Origin of the sequence: Rhodococcus sp. NPDC127593 (genome assembly GCF_042671975.1) — a bacterium.
In the GTDB taxonomy this organism is placed as follows: domain Bacteria; phylum Actinomycetota; class Actinomycetes; order Mycobacteriales; family Mycobacteriaceae; genus Rhodococcus_F.
Window position 1 is genome coordinate 1 of the sequence record NZ_JBHXWI010000113.1, and the last position, 15976, is coordinate 15976.

The 15976-nt window shown below is 64.1% G+C and carries 11 protein-coding genes; 7 read left to right on the forward strand and 4 right to left on the reverse strand.

Features of this window, described 5'->3' with window-relative positions; genetic code table 11:
- The 4 genes from ACFVJ3_RS47630 to ACFVJ3_RS47645 all read right to left on the reverse strand — a co-directional run.
- Window positions 1–1988: AMP-binding protein (locus tag ACFVJ3_RS47630; protein ID WP_378458724.1), on the reverse strand; the 1988-nt coding region annotated here is incomplete at its 3' end.
- Window positions 1954–3567, reverse strand: a complete 1614-nt coding sequence (locus ACFVJ3_RS47635) for a condensation domain-containing protein (RefSeq protein ID WP_378458714.1) — start codon at window positions 3565–3567, stop codon at window positions 1954–1956. The genes ACFVJ3_RS47635 and ACFVJ3_RS47630, both read right to left, overlap by 35 nt.
- Window positions 3568–4085: 518 nt before the next feature.
- The gene (locus ACFVJ3_RS47640; protein ID WP_378458715.1) at window positions 4086–5492 is read right to left on the reverse strand and encodes a selenium-binding protein SBP56-related protein; all 1407 of its coding nucleotides are present in this window, start codon (window positions 5490–5492) and stop codon (window positions 4086–4088) included.
- Window positions 5493–5919: 427 nt separating this feature from the next.
- Window positions 5920–6966 carry a helix-turn-helix domain-containing protein gene (locus ACFVJ3_RS47645; protein WP_378458716.1) on the reverse strand — a complete coding sequence of 349 codons (1047 nt, stop codon included), beginning with the start codon at window positions 6964–6966 and terminating at the stop codon, window positions 5920–5922.
- A gap of 1093 nt (window positions 6967–8059) precedes the next feature.
- Here ACFVJ3_RS47645 and ACFVJ3_RS47650 point away from each other — a divergent pair.
- The 7 genes from ACFVJ3_RS47650 (at window position 8060) to ACFVJ3_RS47680 (ending at window position 15899) form a co-directional block, all read left to right on the forward strand.
- Window positions 8060–9151: a phenylacetaldoxime dehydratase family protein gene (locus ACFVJ3_RS47650; protein ID WP_378458717.1), complete on the forward strand. Its 1092-nt coding sequence runs from the start codon at window positions 8060–8062 to the stop codon at window positions 9149–9151.
- On the forward strand, window positions 9151–10710 hold the full coding sequence (locus ACFVJ3_RS47655; protein WP_378458718.1) for an amidase: 1560 nt from the start codon (window positions 9151–9153) through the stop codon (window positions 10708–10710). Before ACFVJ3_RS47650 ends, ACFVJ3_RS47655 begins: the two co-directional genes overlap by 1 nt.
- 72 nt (window positions 10711–10782) lie before the next feature.
- A complete protein-coding gene (gene nthA, locus ACFVJ3_RS47660) occupies window positions 10783–11406 on the forward strand; it encodes a nitrile hydratase subunit alpha (protein WP_378458719.1) in 624 nt (207 codons plus the stop codon).
- Window positions 11407–11432: 26 nt separating this feature from the next.
- Window positions 11433–12071 carry a nitrile hydratase subunit beta gene (gene nthB / locus ACFVJ3_RS47665; RefSeq protein WP_378458720.1) on the forward strand — a complete coding sequence of 213 codons (639 nt, stop codon included), beginning with the start codon at window positions 11433–11435 and terminating at the stop codon, window positions 12069–12071.
- A 115-nt stretch (window positions 12072–12186) separates the two neighbouring features.
- Window positions 12187–13413 carry a zinc metallochaperone GTPase ZigA gene (gene zigA, locus ACFVJ3_RS47670; RefSeq protein ID WP_378458721.1) on the forward strand — a complete coding sequence of 409 codons (1227 nt, stop codon included), beginning with the start codon at window positions 12187–12189 and terminating at the stop codon, window positions 13411–13413.
- A 607-nt stretch (window positions 13414–14020) separates the two neighbouring features.
- Window positions 14021–14473 (forward strand): histidine phosphatase family protein, encoded by a 453-nt coding sequence (locus tag ACFVJ3_RS47675; protein WP_378458722.1) that lies wholly within the window; start codon window positions 14021–14023, stop codon window positions 14471–14473.
- A gap of 1078 nt (window positions 14474–15551) precedes the next feature.
- Window positions 15552–15899, forward strand: a complete 348-nt coding sequence (locus ACFVJ3_RS47680) for a hypothetical protein (protein WP_378458723.1) — start codon at window positions 15552–15554, stop codon at window positions 15897–15899.
- Window positions 15900–15976: the final 77 nt, after the last annotated feature.

Genomic DNA, 15976 nt, shown 5'->3' on the forward strand with positions numbered 1-15976 from the left:
GCTCGGGCGGATACTTCCTCGTTCCCATGATGTCCTTCCTCGGTCTCCACATAAAACCTGGTTCGGAAGTGTCCGGAGAAACGGGGGAGGCTCAGGGCCCCGATCGGCACACCCGCCCCAGCCGTAGGTTCACCCAGTCTCCGGAGCACATACGTTGCCGCGAACACCGTCGTCTCCGTGGGCCCATACCCATTTACCACAAGCGGGCCATTCGAGCGCTCACCTGGCAACCACCCCCGCAACCCTGCCGGGTCCAATACCTCTCCACCGAACACCACCAACCGCAACACAGAACCCAACCCCACCGCCGGATCCTCGCGCTCGATCTCCGCGAACCCGTCAAACGCCGACGGCGTCTGCCCCAGCACCGTCACACCCTCACGAACCACGAGCTCCCACAACCCGACCGGTGAACCCACCACCTCCCACGGCACCACCACCACCCGGGCCCCGTGCACCAACGCACCCCACAACTCCCAGACCGAAAAATCGAACCCCACCGAATGACACCACGCCCACACATCCACGGCCCCGAAACCAGCCCACCGATCGGTCCCCACGAGCAACGACACCACACCCCGATGACTCACCGCGACACCCTTCGGAACACCCGTCGATCCGGAGGTATACATCACGTACGCGGTGTTGTCCGGTCGCAGTGGGGTTGAGCGGTCGTTGTCGTCGGGGTTTTTCACCTCCGAATGTCCACCCCCGTATGACTCGTATGAGATGGCGTCGAGAAGCACTCGGGGAATGCCGACGTCGGGCAACATACTTGCGGTCGTGACGTCGCTGAGAATCAAAAGCGGTGCGGCGTCGGTGAGGATGGTCCCGGTTCGTGCACTCGGATAGTTCGGGTCGATAGGGAGAAATCCGCCTCCGGCCTCGAGGACCGCCAACAATGCAACGATCAACTCGGGCGATCGCTCCAGTGCGACCGCTACCAGCACTTCGGGTCCGACACCGGATCGGATCAGGCGGTGTGCGAGCTGGTTTGCTCGACTGCTCAGCTCCCGGTAGGTCAAATTCCGGTCACCGAACGTGACCGCCACCGCATCCGGAGTAGCGGCTACCTGGTCTTCGAACAAGCCCGGGATCGTCGAGTTTGCTATCGGAATGCTCGTGTCGTTCCAACTGTCCAGTACGAGTGTGCGTTCCGCGGGCTCGAGGATCTCAAACCCTTCGATCCTCCCCTGCGGATCCGCAACGATCAACTCCAACAAGTGCACATACCGCGCCGCGATTCCCTCGACGGTTTCCCGATCGAACAGATCGCTCGCGTACTCGATGACTCCGGCCAGCCCCGGCTTCCCGTCAGAGGTCAGTGTGAACGACAGATCGAAGCGGGACGTTCCGGTGGGTGCCGGCAGCACGTCCCACGCCAACCCGGGAAACTCGATGTCGGGAAAAGCATTGTTCTCCAACGCGAACAACACCTGGAACAACGGATGATATGCAGGCGACCGGGTCGGATTCAGCAAATCCACCAACCGCTCGAACGGGGCCTCCTGATTCTCGTACGCCGCCAATGCCTTCCTGCGGACCTCGTCGAGGACCCGATCGAACCGCGGATTCCCCGACACATCGACGCGCAATACCCAAGTGTTGACGAAAAACCCCACCAAAAGGGCCAGGGCTTCGTCGGTGCGACCCGCAATCGGCCCTCCGACCGCAACGTCCTCCCCCGCGCCGAGTCTGCGGAGCAGCACCGCCAGCACGGCCCGGAGGACCATCGATGGTGTTGCCCCGCTACGTCGGGCCAGTTGGGTTACCTCCGAGTCCAATTCCGGTTCGACTGTGAACTCGACCGTGCCGCCGCGGTAACTCGGTGCTGCCGGTCGGCGCCGGTCCGCGGGTAGCTCGATGCACTCCGGCAATCCCGCCAACTCGGTATGCCAATAGGCAACCTGCGCTGCCAGCACACTCTCCGGATCGGACTCCTCACCCAGGATCTCACGCTGCCACAACGTGTAATCGGCATATTGCACCGGCAACGGAACCCACCCCGGGACGCGGCCCGGAGGAACGCTGCATCGCGACGGCCACGATGGATTCCGGGCCTGCACCGCGCGCGATGAGGTACCGCGCCAACCGATTCGCTCGACCATTGACGTCTCGATATGTCCAGTGCCGATCGCCGAGAGTGAGCGCCACCGCGTCGGGTGTCGCGGCGGCCTGCTGTTCGACCAGGCCGGGAATCGTAACCTTGGGTACCGGTACTATCGTGTCGTTCCAGGTCCGTAGCACCAGTTCGCGTTCGGTGGGTCGGAGGATGTCATGTTCCTCTATCCGGCCCGCCGGATCGGCGACGACCGCACGGACGAAAGCCATCAGCAGATCTGCATAGAGCCTCACATCTTCACTGCTGTACAGGGCGCCGTTCGCGTCGATATCGATGTGCATGCCGGCACTGTTCCGACCGCCGTAATAGATCGAAATTGAAAGGTCGTCCACAGGGCCGAACGACACGCCGCGCATGGATGCTGGATTGCCTGCAAAATCGATCGAATCGAAGAACGGAATGATATTCAGAATCGGACCGAACCGGTTCTCCACGGATCCGGACAATCCTCTGTCCCTTCTGACGTCAGAGCCCTGGTAACGGGAATGACGCAAGATGGAACGAATCTCGGTACCCACGTCGTGTGCGACTGCGGCGAATAGCGATCGCGGTGGGATCTCTACCCGGAAGGGCACCGCATTCGACACCAATCCCGGTGTTCGGCGGGCGGCCCCGACCCGGTTGGCGACGGCCAATCGCATCATGAACTCCGACATGCCCGACAGTCGATGCAACAGTCCTGCTACCGATGCTGCCAGGAAACCCGGCATCGGTATCCCGATCGACTCTGCCGCCGTCCGCCATCGAGCGGTCTCGTCGTCCGACACCGCCAGGCTGTGATGCAAGGTCACGGGAACCGGCGAACTCGGATGCCTCGGCAGTCGAAGTGCTTCGGGCAAGGCAGCGGTGTAGTTACGCCAGAACTCCTTGTCGCGGGTGAATCGATCGGACCCTCGGTAGCGTGCAGCCTCGTCGACGATCAATTCCGGTCCGCCGAACCCCGAGTCGGGAATCGGGATCCCAGTCTTCAACGCTGTGTAGATCTCACCGATTCGACTCGCAAGAATGGCGACGCCGAACCCGTCCATCACGATGTGGTGGCACACAGCACAGAGGAAGAAGCGCGTGTCGTGCACCTTGATCAAGCCTGCTCGATACAGCGCATCCCGTTCCAGATCGAAGGGCACAGCGCCAACCTCTGCCATCGACGCTTTCGCCGCCGATTGGGGGTCTGCCTCAGCGCTGACATCGATGAAGAATGGCTTCCACGAGTTCGATGCCCGCACGACCTGGCGGGGGCCATCCTCGTCCTCGACGAAATTCACCAGTACCGAGCGAGCCTCTTCGGCCACTCGCTGCAACGCGGCTTCCATCACCGGAGGGTCGATGTCGCCGGAAATATCGAGATAGGCTGCAATATTGTTCGACAGGCCAGGCGCCAACTTCTGCGCCAGCCAGAGCGCCTCCTGGGCGGACGAAACCCGAAATGAGTCCATCGCGACCATGATGTGCCCTCCCGAACGGCGGTAGGGATTTCGCCAGGTGGCGACAGCGATCAGTCTCCAGAAAGTTTACTCGGCTACCCCCTCTCAACGGTTGATTCTTCACAGCTACGAGGGGGAGGTTCTTGGGGTCCTCGATGCGTCTACCGGGTCTTCCGGCGTGTGGGGACTGCAAGTCCACAGATCAACTCGGCACGCGGCGGCCAGCGCCCTCACCGTCCCCGGCGCGGACCTGCTGCGCGCACTCGCCAAGAGGCTGACCTCGGGCGAGTGGCGGTGGTCGGCTGACGAGCCGACCGCCGGGGCACCGACATCCCCCGACACGCGCCGCCCGCGGCCATGCCGATCGCGGGGACACCGACGCACAGTGCGCGCCCGCCGGCCATCGGCTATCCCTCCTGCCGATCGCCCTTCCGATCAACGAAGCCGTCCCGGCCCGCCGCCTGCGTTTCCGCGCCATCCCTGGCAGCCGGGTAATCCGGCTGCCCCGCATCAGGCGTCGGCGATGCCAACGCCGACTGCTACCGGTAGCAGTATGAATCGGAGGAGGCGTCGCCACCCTGGAGGCGAACCTGGTGTACCCGCAGACCCCGAAAGTCCTCGCCATGAGGGAAGAAGCGCTCGTCGATGGTCATTCCGCCGCTAGGATCGACGTGCATTTCGGCCATCCAGGCACCAACCCCGTCCGGGTAGAACTGGTCGTCCCAGGCGCCGTAAAGGGAGTTCGTGACGTAGACCCGCCGGCCATCACGGCTGATCTCGACCATCTGTGGGCCACCGGACAGCGGCTGGTTCGGTGCTGCCGGATGGGGGCTGTGGCCCACGATCCCGCCGAGCCGGATGGACCCGGTCTCTACGGGGCTGGCTGGGTCGTGCACGTCGAACTGTTTGAGTTCCCCGGTACCCCAGCACGAGACGTAGAGGCATTTGTCGTCGACCGACAGGTCGATGTCGCTGACCAGCGGTGGCACCGCGCCGAACGGTTTCAGCGCAGGCGGCAACAGGTCGGGATCGGCCGGCTCGGCCGGGATAGTGATCACCTTGTCCACCGCCCAGCTGTCCCCGTCGCGGTGCCAGCGCCACACCGAGGCCGACAGGTCCTCAGTCGAGATCACCACGCCGAGGAATCCCCACGTGGCCTCCGGGTCGTGCGAGGGGCGCAGCTCGAGCGGCATCTGGTGCTGCGCGCCGAGATCGACTCGTTGCTGGTGCTTGCCGGTGGCGAGGTCCCAGAAGTGGATCGCGTGGCCGTACTTGTTCTCCAGCAACAGCTCCGGTACCAGCCCGTCCTCGATCATCGATGGCGTGCCCCACTCGCTGCTGATCAGTGTGTTCTGGTTGAGATGCCACCAGGCGTCGTAGGCGAAGTATTGAGGCCCCCGGTCGGTCTCCCATTGCCGGAGCACTTCGAACGTGTCGTGATCGAGCAGTGCGATCCCGCCCGGCCCGTCCGATCCATTTCCGCCGCCGAGGCAGGTCATGAACACGCCGTCCGGCCCGCAGTGCAATGTGTGTGGTCGGGAGTAGCCGGCCTTGGCTGCGAGCTCGGCGCTGTCCACGATCTTGGACAGGGTGGGCTGACGTGGGTCGGGTTGGGTGTCGAACACGTACAGCTGGGACGAGCGCAGACCCGGCACGATCAGGTACCGGCGGGCCAACCCCTCCATGTGGTGACCCTCGTGTTTCAGCGCGCTGCTACAGGCGTTCCAGCCGAAGTGGTGCAGCTCGTTGCCCCGGTGGGGTACCTCGGTCCAGCCCACCACCCGGCCGTATGTGCCCGAGCCCGGATCCACGTCGACCACGCTCAGCGCATCGGGCTTCTCCGCTGCGCGATCGAACGCGACCACGTAGGCCAGCTGCTCCGGTGGGGCGGCGGCCGCCTCGGCTGCGCTGCGATAGAAGGTCGGGTCCATGGTTGGCTGATTCATCTCAGCCTCCTTCGTATCGTTACGACGAGACCCGCTCGTACCTCCCGTTACAGCTACCGCAACCCGCGCCCACGGGTTCGCAGCGATGAGAGGACGTACGGCTCTCGGTGAACACCAAACCCGTCTGCGCGCACAGACACCCCGCCGGTCCGCCGCGTACCGGGACATGGATACCCACTAAGGATAGGAGCAGCGGACGACGGGCGGAACCGGCTCGACCCGCCGACTCCAGCTCTTGTGGGAATCCGACAAACAAACCATCTGTCGGGAATTGCGATCCTCAGTCAGAACTACATGAATCCCCACCGGGCAGGCGCACGATGACCTACCCCGGCAGTGCATAGACATGCAGTCAAACACGGTCCTGATTCCGATAGGCGGGGTGCGCCTATGTCGAGACCAGGCTCGGTGCCGCTTCAGGCCTCGATCATCGGTGCTGTTCGCGGTAGCGACTCGGACTGATGCCGTAGGTCGCCGTGAATGCCCTGCTGAAGACTGACAGATCTATGAACCCGAACTGGGACGCGATATCGGTCAGCGATCGGGGGGTGTTGCGTGGTGCCACCATCGCTTGGCGGCAGGCCTCGAGTCGGTGTGCGCGAATCGTGGCAGCGGCGGTTGCGTCGAAGCGCGCGAACAATCTGTGGACGGTTCTGGTGGAGACGAAGAACGCGTGAGCGATGCCGGACGGGGACAGGCCCGGGTCGTCGAGGTGCTGTCCGATGTACCGCACCATGTTCGCGTACAACTCCCGCATGGCGGCATCTGGATCCTCGGGCTGACACTCCTCCTGCGCTGCGGTGATTGCCAGGTCCGCCAGGCCGCCGGCGAGCCCGATCGCGCCCCCGGAGGACACATCGCCGTCGGCGGCGAGGAGGCCGGACAGCATTGGTGACAGCAACTGTCCCACAGGGGAAGTGGACCTGACAGTCCGCGCTGTCAACTGCTGCGATTGGCTCTCGGTGAGCGACACGGAGGCCCGCGGCCAGGTGAACACGCGGAGGTGCCATTCCGGATGCAGGTTCCAGGTGAACGGTCGTGAGGTCTCGTAGAGGGCGAAATCACCTGGGCCGAGAATGCATGTACGTCCGTCCTGGATGAGCTGTCCCTCGCCCGCGACCACCATGCCGATCTGCATCAAATCGAGTGGGTGACGGTTGGTGAGCCTCGCCGTTCTGCGGAAGGATTGAGATGTCGCGGTGACGTCGGCAGCCATCAGGTGCGCGAAATGGCGGGTGTGGACCGCGCCGGTAAAGCGGGCAGGCTCGGCGGGGTCGATGTCCAGCGCGACGAAGGTGTCGCGGATGGTGTCGATCCAGGTGCCGAGCGTGGTGGTCCGAACCACCTCGCGGCGCTGCTGAGGTGACGGCCCGACACGCGACAGTGAAGGTTCCGGCTCTGGCGTTTTCACAGGCTGGCAATCCGGGCAGGAGCTATGCACGAGGTCGCCGTCAGGCGGTGGCAACGACGACATGAACGGCTCCCTCTGCTCGCGTGAACCTCACGCTAGGAGCGCGGAAACCGCATGTCAACGCGCACCGACCTCTTTACGCGGAAGAAACACGATTTCACCCGTGACAAAAGCTGGCAAACGTATCAGGGCGTAAATCACGCGGACCGGACTCGACGGACAGCGGTCGAGACTGTGAATTCTGGCGCTCAGTGGCTCCGCCCCCACGATGACGATGTCGCGGAGTGCAAAGGGGGCTGTCGCTAAGTGTCAAACATGGCGCCCCGGAAGCTCCTACCGTTCGAGTACGCCGGAATCCCCGGACTGTTGAGACCTCTTGACCGATTGATGTTTCCTCGTCCCGGCCGCCGGCGGATAGCCGATGTAGACAGAAGGACAAACTATGGAAGTCGTCGCCGTTCGTTACTCAGTGGAGCCTGGCATATCCGGCCGTGGCCCAAACGAAGAGACATAGCATGCCGCTCCTACTGCTCGACGCTGTCATCGCACTTCTCCGAATGCTGATCCGGCCCTACCGTTGGCCCGCCGACTTGAAGGACGGTGTCAACAGAATCGCGACGGCACGAGCCGATCGACGGTCAATGGCACTGCACGCATACTTGGCGGGGACACACGACGAGCGCATGTACGCCGATGATCTCGGCGGCACAGCTACGTCCTGCGGAGAATCCAGACTGACCGCCCCGCCCGGTACGAAGGCATCGAATTGATCACCATGGTCGGCAGCACTGGACCGCGAGGGCGGACTGCATTGTCCGTCCAATCGGGTGCGAATCGTTCGAACACCCAATCTTGGGCCCGCGCAATGCGCATCTCGTTCCGACGGCCCCAGCACATCACTGGACATCCCGTCAGGCGGGACAACGGCGCTGAACTTCGTCCCCCTCGCGCCTATCGGGTCTTGTTCTGTCGCAATTCGTTCTCGGCGTCGTGCACTCTCCGGCAGTGACCAAGGGTTCCAGCGCCGAGTGTCGCTAATCGTCGAACTACCTGTCGCTCGCAGTCAAATCCACACCGGCACAAGACGGTAGCTTCGACTCGAACCGAGTAGCCGAACGTTCTCGGCAAACCCAAACTCGATGAATGAGGAGTCCTCATGGAATCTGCAATCGGCGACCATCTCACATGTCCGCGGAGTTTGACCCGGCGTGTGCCGGACGACTACCAACCCCCTTTCCCCATGTGGGTAGGACGTGCTGACGACCGCTTACAGCAGGTAGTGATGGCGTATCTCGGCGTGCAGTTCCGCGGCGACGAGCAACGCCCCGCCGCGCTTGCGGCCATGTGTCACATCGTTGCCAGCTTCGATCTGGACGACGGCCCGCTGCACCACGACCTGACCCATCACGCGGACAGTCAGGGCTACGAGAATCTCATCATCGTGGGATACTGGAAAGACATTGCTGTCCACAGTCGCTGGCTCAAACGCCCTGCTGTGGCCGATTGGTGGGCATCGGACGAACGACTGTCCGAGGGGCTTGGCTACTTCCGCGAGATCGTAGCCCCGCGGGCCGAGCAATTCGAAACGCTCTACGCCTTTCAGGACCACCTCCCTGGTGTCGGCGCTGTCATGGACGGGATCAGCGGCGAGATCAACGAACACGGGTACTGGGGTTCGATGCGCGAACGTTTCCCGATCTCCCAGAATGACTGGATGCAGCCCTCGGGCGACCTGCGGGTGATCAGCGGTGATCCTGCTGCGGGTGGCCGTGTGTTGGTACAGGGCCACGACAACATCGCGCTGATTCGGTCCGGCCAGGACTGGAAAGATGCCGAATCCGAAGAACGCGACCTGTATCTCGACGAAATCCTCCCAACTTTGCAGGAGGGCATGGACTTTCTTCGCGACAACGGCGAGTCGGTGGGCTGCTACAGCAACAGGTTCGTGCGCAACATCGATCTGGAAGGGAACCATCTCGATCTGAGCTACAACATCGGCCACTGGGGGTCTCTCGACAAACTCGAACGCTGGGCAGAATCGCATCCGACCCACCTGCGAATCTTCACCACCTTCTTCCGCGTCGCCGCCGGCCTGTCAAAACTCCGCCTCTATCACGAGGTCTCGGTGTTCGACGCGCGCGACCAACTGTACGAATACATCAACTGCAACCCCCAGACCGGCATGCTGCGCGACGCCCAGCCCGTCAAGCACCGAAGTGAAACAGATCACGTGAGGAGCACCACCTGATGACAGTCATCCGACCGGACGACGATGCAATCGGCTCTGCCGCAGATCATTACGGCCTACATCTCGACGCTGCGGCTCGGCAGGAGTTCGCAGGCCTGGTCGATAGCGCGCTCGGTTCCTACGACGTGGTCGACGACCTGTACGCGGACGAGAGCTTCTCAGCCCCCTCCCGCGATCATGCGACACCTGATGTGAGCGACAATCCCTTGGGCGCGTGGTACGTAACCACGAACATCTCGACCGCAACGGGTGGGCCGCTGACCGGCCGCCGTGTGGCGATCAAAGACAACGTGACCGTCGCGGGCGTGCCCATGATGAACGGATCGCGATCGCTGGAGGGGTTCGTTCCCACTCGTGATGCAACCGTGGTCACCCGACTGCTCGATGCCGGTGCCACGGTAGCGGGCAAGGCGGTGTGTGAGGATCTGTGCTTTTCCGGTTCGAGCTTCACCCCGGCCAGCGGTCCAGTGCGCAACCCGTGGGACCCCGACCGCGAGGCGGGTGGATCCTCCGGCGGCAGCGCCGCTCTCGTCGCAGGCGGCGAGGTCGATTTCGCGATCGGCGGCGACCAGGGTGGGTCGATCCGCATTCCGGCCGCATTCTGTGGCGTGGTCGGCCACAAGCCCACGTTCGGGCTGGTCCCCTACACCGGTGCCTTCCCGATCGAGCGCACGGTCGATCATCTCGGGCCCATCACCCGCACGGTCGAAGACGCCGCCCTGCTTCTGTCGGTGATCGCTGGCCGCGACGACCACGATCCCCGTCAACCAGACAACCTCGTGGTGGATGACTATGTGTCAACCCTCGACTCCGGGATCGACGGCCTGCGGATCGGCGTCGTGAGTCAGGGGTTCGGGCACGCGGTCTCACAGCCGGAGGTCGATGATGCGGTCCGCGCGGCCGCACAACGGTTCACCGACGCTGGTGGTGTGGTCGACGAGGTGAGTATTCCGTGGCACCTGCACGCGTTCCATGTGTGGAATGTGATCGCCACCGACGGCGGCGCCTATCAGATGCTCGACGGCAACGGCTACGGTCTCAACGCAGACGGCCTCTACGACCCTGAACTGATGGCGTACTTCGCGCAGCGCCGCATCCAGCACGCTGATGCCCTGTCCGAAACCGTCAAACTCGTCGCCTTGTGCGGCCATCACGGTGTCACCGCGTTGGGCGGATCGAGCTACGGCAAGGCCCGCAACCTGGTGCCACGCGCTCGCGCCGCCTACGATGCGGCGCTGGAAGACTACGACGTCCTGGTCATGCCCACCCTGCCGTACGTCGCCTCCGAACTACCGGCGCAGGATGTGGACCGAATCACCTACGTCACCAAAGCCCTCGGAATGATCGCGAACACTGCCCCATTCGATGTCACCGGCCACCCCGCCCTATCGGTGCCGGCAGGTCTGGTGAACGGACTTCCCGTCGGAATGATGATCATCGGAAAACGCTTCGACGACGCCACGGTCTTACGCGCCGGCCACGCCTTCGAACAGATCCGCGGCGCCTTCCCCACAGCGACCGACCAACCGGCGACCTCGGCACCTCTGAGTCTCGCCTGAGCCAAGGCGCGTCCCACCCGCCTACCCAGACCACCACTTCACAAGTATCAGCCCCTACAGAAAGTGGAAACAATGTCGGCAACGATCGAACACTCACCAGACAACGCGGCACCAGCTCAAGCACCGGCGTCGGATCGCGCGTGGGCACTGTTCCGTGCGCTCGACGGAAAGGGCCTGGTCCCAGAGGGTTACACCGAAGGGTGGAAGAAGACCTTCGAGGAGGACTTCAGCCCGAAACGCGGCGCTGAACTCGTCGCGCGAGCGTGGACCGATCCGGAATTCCGCGAACTGCTACTCACCGACGGCACCGCGGCCGTGGACCAGTACGGCTATCTGGGACCGCAGGGTGAGTACATCGTGGCGCTCGAAGACACCCCCACCCTCAAGAACGTGATCGTATGCTCCCTGTGCTCGTGCACCGCGTGGCCCATCCTCGGGTTGCCGCCGACCTGGTACAAGAGCTTCGAGTACCGTGCCCGCGTCGTCCGTGAACCTCGAAAAGTGCTGGCAGAAATGGGCACCGATATCCCGGAGGATGTCGAGATCCGGGTGTACGACACCACCGCCGAGACCCGCTACATCGTGCTGCCCCAACGGCCGGCCGGCACCGAAGGCTGGAGCCAGGAGCAACTGCAGCAGGTCGTGACCAAGGACTGCCTGATCGGGGTCGCAGTCCCGCAGGCCCCGGCCAACTGAACCACCGAATCGAAGGAGATAGACCCATGGATGGAGTACACGATCTCGCCGGTGTTCAGGGATTCGGCAAGGTCCCCCACACCGTCGACGCCGATATCGGCCCCACCTTCCACACCGAGTGGGAACACCTCCCCTACAGCTTGCTGTTCCTCGGAGCGGCGGACCTGGGGGCATTCAGTGTCGACGAGGTCCGCCACGTCGTCGAACGGATGGAACCGCGCCACTACATGATGACGCCCTATTACGAGAGGTACGTCATCGGCGTTGCCACCCTCATGGTCGAAAAGGGCATCCTCACCCACGACGAACTCGAAGTCCTCGCCGGGGGCCCGTTCCCCTTGTCCCGGCCGACCGAGTCGGAGGGACGTCCAGCCCGCACCGACACCATCACCTTCAGTGTCGGGCAACGTGTCCGGGTACGCGACGAGTACGTTCCCGGGCACATCCGAATGCCCGCCTACTGTCGTGGCAGGGTCGGGACCGTCACCCACCGCACCAGCGACGACTGGCCGTTCCCCGACGCCATCGGCCACGGCCGCACCGATGCCGGCGAGGAGCCGACCTACCACGTCAAGTTCGCGGCCGAGGACCTCTTCGGAGAAGACACCGACGCCGGCAGCGTCGTAGTCGACCTATTCGAGGGGTACCTCGAACCGGCAGCCTGACCCGCTGCCCAGACTGTCACCAACGGCGTCGGCGGGTACGCATCCCGCGTGCGCGTACCCGCCGACGCCCCTCCATCGCCGGCATCTCCCCAACCCCGCTGAAGGATTCAGAGCAATGGCCGACACACGACTTCCTGTGACCGTACTGTCAGGTTTCCTGGGTGCAGGAAAGACCACCCTCCTCAACCAGGTCCTGCGCAACCGTGAAGGCCGGCGGGTGGCCGTCATCGTCAACGACATGAGCGAGATCAATATCGACAGCGCCGAAGTCGAACGGGAGATCTCACTGAGCCGCTCACAAGAAAAGCTCGTCGAGATGACCAACGGCTGTATCTGCTGCACCCTGCGCGAGGACCTTCTCGCGGAAATCAGTGCACTGGCCGCCGATGGACGATTCGACTACCTCCTGATCGAATCGTCCGGCATCTCCGAGCCGCTACCGGTCGCTGAGACGTTCACCTTCATCGACACCGACGGACACGCTCTGGCAGATATCGCCCGCCTGGACACCATGGTGACCGTCGTCGACGCCCACAGCTTCCTCCACGACTACCAGACCGGCGGCCGCGTCGAGGCCGACGCTCCCGACGACGAACGCGACATCTCCGACCTGCTGGTCGATCAGATCGAGTTCGCCGATGTCATTCTGGTCAGCAAGTCCGACCTCGTCACAGCAGGGCACCTGACCGAACTGACCGCAGTGCTGCGCTCACTCAACCCAACCGCCCGCATACAGTCGATGTCCCACGGACAGATCCCGCTCGAGACCATCATGGACACCGGGCTGTTCTCTTTGGAGAAGGCCGCCCAGGCACCCGGATGGCTCCAAGAACTCCAGGGAGAACACACTCCTGAGACGGAGGAGTACGGAATCAGTTCGGTGGTCTACCGTGAACGCGCCCCCTTCCACCCCGGGCGGCTGCACCAGTTTCTCACCAGCGAATGGTCCAATGGGCGTCTCCTGCGCGCCAAAGGCTACTTCTGGAACGCGTGCCGATTCACCGAGATCGGCAGCATCTCCCAGGCCGGCCACCTGATCCGACACGGCTACATCGGACGCTGGTGGAAGTTCCTGCCCGAAACCTACTGGCCCGACGACGATTACCGCCGCGCGGGGATACTCGACAAATGGGAAGAGACAGTCGGTGACTGCCGGCAAGAACTGGTCTTCATCGGCCAAGGAATCGACCCCGACGCACTGCGCCACGCACTCGACGCGTGTCTGCTGACCACCGCCGAAATCGAACTCGGCCCCGACACCTGGACAACATGGCCCGACCCACTCGGCGACGGCCATACCGACCAGGTCACCAGCACCATAGCCCAAACAAACACCGTCTGACCCCGATCCTTTGCCCGACCGATAACCCGCCCACCGTCGATCCGTTGCCGTCGTGGGCTGGCGAACACCACGGCCCCGCAGACGGCTGCCAGATCGCCCCGTGGGCGCGCGCAATCGCCGTCGCCATCAGATTGACCTGGGCGTCAGCGATACCGCGCCTTCGTCGTCGATCCACATATCCAGATCCGGGTCAGGCGCAACACGTCAAACCAGCGGCACCCGATCGCGTGCATGCGGATACGATCGGTCAGGGTTCGAAAGTGGTCCGCATCGGTCTTCGTCCCCAATGTCATTGTCCGGCGTAGAGCAGCTCGGCCACCACATGGTCCGGCAGCGCCCTCAGGCTGATCTCATTTCTGAATGCAATCACCGATTGTGTTTGCCGCCAGTGCAATTCGTCGGGAATTGATTCACCTGACTCGGCTCGAAGTTTCTGCCATCGAGTTTGGTGGTGGTTGTGTTCTTGCGGGCGAGGTCCGCGACCGCCAGGGTGGTTGCCGGAACCCACGCCCGACACCCCTCCCGCTTCGTGTCACCTGGCAGCGGCGGTCACCCTGTGCTGTCGGGCGGTGGCCTCTGCCCGGCCACCCCCGGCGGGAGGGCGGACATGGTGGTGATGGTGCGTCACGCGGACGCGGTCGCCACGAGTGCGTGGCCGGGGCTGGACGCGGACCGCCCCCTGAGCACGCTCGGCGACCGACAGTCCGTGCATCTCGTCGCCGCCCTCGCCCACGTCGGACTGTCGGCGTTGCACTCGAGCCCCACCCTGCGCTGCCGACGAACTCTGCAGTCGCTGTCGGTGGCACGGCGACCGCCGATCGTCGACGACCCACTGCTCGCCGCGAACGCCTCGGGTCGCGAACTCGTTGCCGCGTTCGACCGATCGGACGACGGCACCTTGTGGTGCACGCACAGGGAGGTGTTCGAGCAGCTGGCAGGGATCGCCGCCGAACAGGGCGCCTCCCGCTTTCTGCCCGACGGGAAAACCCGCCAAGGCAGGTGTGTGGATCGTGCACCACGACCGGGATCCCGATACATCGCGCCGACTCCCCCGCACTGACCGAGTCCCCATCTCGGGCACGACGGTTGACCGGGTGCGATCGAGGCCGTGTTCGGGCGGCGGTGGCCGGTGAAACGGAGCCCGCCACTCGCGGAGGCAGGTGGCGGGCTCCTCGCACGGCCTCGCTGGGCCGGTGGTGTGATTCACGAGAACTACCCGGCGATCGGAGTCGAGGGCAGATTCGCCGCAGGTGATCCCCACGTCGATCCGTGACCCCGCCGATCGACCGGCCTGATGAGCCGCCCGGTCCCGCACGCCGTGTGGCGTCCGTGGACGGATCACCGTGCCCGACTGATCGCCGTACCCACGGTAGGGGCACAACATGTCGTCGCTGATCCGGGCGGTGCCACCGACTCGCACCACCCGGGGCCGAAATCCACCGGCGAACGTCTCCCCGCCGACCACCACCAGTCCCTTCGCCCACCTCTTTCGCGGCGAGCGAGGACCGACCCCACGCCCGGGGCGGGTCTTTGAATCCCCGTGTCGCCCGTCGGCCGGCTCCGGCGCTATCGCTGCGGGCCACGAACGATGCCATGCACTCACAGAGCGGACACACTCGACCGAGAACATCCCGAACCATAGCGCCCGATGACGGTACTTTCGGCGCTTCGGCGGTTGCCTGTACCGGCACTGTCTGCCCGGTCGTCACGCATTACGCCGCGTGCGCGCAGGTGGGCGGCGAACCTCGATTCGACCTCGGAGGTGACGACGAGCACGGTTCCGGGAACGCCGGTGTGGTCGGCCAGTGCGGTCGGGTCGGGCCATCGGCTGGCGATCCGTCGCGGGAGAGGTGTGCGGGTGACCGTCTATTCCTGCCTGACCCGCGCCGCTGCCTCGAACCCGTTGGCGGACTCCACGGTCCCTTCGAACGGTCGGCGAAGCCGTCGTGACCCACACCAAGCCCGGGGTTACCCGCCGTCTCCGGCGCTGGCACGACGTCCGGGTCGACTACAGTCCATTTTCGGCGGCCCGAATTTTGGCAGATCGTCCTGTCATGTCACCGATCGACCGAAGAGGGCTCGCCGCCCAAGGTGCCGAGGTGACACCTGATGTCCAGCCCCACAGCAGGAGAGCGAAGATGAGTGAGTCCCCAAGTGAGTCCAAGGTCATCGACAACGTAACGAAGCCGCTGTACGCCACGGTCGGTGCCGGTGATGCGGCCGTCCAGGCCGTTGCCGATACCGTCGCCGAGGTGCGCCAGCGCGCCGAGCACACCGGCACCGACCTGTCCGGGTGGTTCGAAGACGCCCGGGAGCGTGTCGGGTCACTGCCCACCGATGTGCAGGAGCGGATCGAGGCCTTCCGGCAGCGCCTCGCCGGGTTGCCCTCGGAACTGCCCGGATGGGCGCAGGTGCGGGAGGCGTTCACCGTCGAGGAACTGCGCAAGAATTACGACGAGTACCGCAAGCCGGACTTCCGCAGCTGATGGGCACACGATTTCACGAAAAGTCATGCTGAACTGCGGTAATGCCGAATATGCGCGTTGAAGGCGTGTTACTACAA

What these genes read in the sequence shown, in the direction of transcription:
- ACFVJ3_RS47635 (WP_378458714.1), bottom strand. Translation starts at nt 3,567, where the DNA reads ATGGTCGCGATGGACTCATTTCGGGTTTCGTCCGCCCAGGAGGCGCTC.
- ACFVJ3_RS47640 (WP_378458715.1), bottom strand. Translation starts at nt 5,492, where the DNA reads ATGAATCAGCCAACCATGGACCCGACCTTCTATCGCAGCGCAGCCGAG.
- ACFVJ3_RS47645 (WP_378458716.1), bottom strand. Translation starts at nt 6,966, where the DNA reads ATGTCGTCGTTGCCACCGCCTGACGGCGACCTCGTGCATAGCTCCTGC.
- ACFVJ3_RS47650 (WP_378458717.1), top strand. Translation starts at nt 8,060, where the DNA reads ATGGAATCTGCAATCGGCGACCATCTCACATGTCCGCGGAGTTTGACC.
- ACFVJ3_RS47655 (WP_378458718.1), top strand. Translation starts at nt 9,151, where the DNA reads ATGACAGTCATCCGACCGGACGACGATGCAATCGGCTCTGCCGCAGAT.
- nthA (WP_378458719.1), top strand. Translation starts at nt 10,783, where the DNA reads ATGTCGGCAACGATCGAACACTCACCAGACAACGCGGCACCAGCTCAA.
- nthB (WP_378458720.1), top strand. Translation starts at nt 11,433, where the DNA reads ATGGATGGAGTACACGATCTCGCCGGTGTTCAGGGATTCGGCAAGGTC.
- zigA (WP_378458721.1), top strand. Translation starts at nt 12,187, where the DNA reads ATGGCCGACACACGACTTCCTGTGACCGTACTGTCAGGTTTCCTGGGT.
- ACFVJ3_RS47675 (WP_378458722.1), top strand. Translation starts at nt 14,021, where the DNA reads ATGGTGGTGATGGTGCGTCACGCGGACGCGGTCGCCACGAGTGCGTGG.
- ACFVJ3_RS47680 (WP_378458723.1), top strand. Translation starts at nt 15,552, where the DNA reads ATGAGTGAGTCCCCAAGTGAGTCCAAGGTCATCGACAACGTAACGAAG.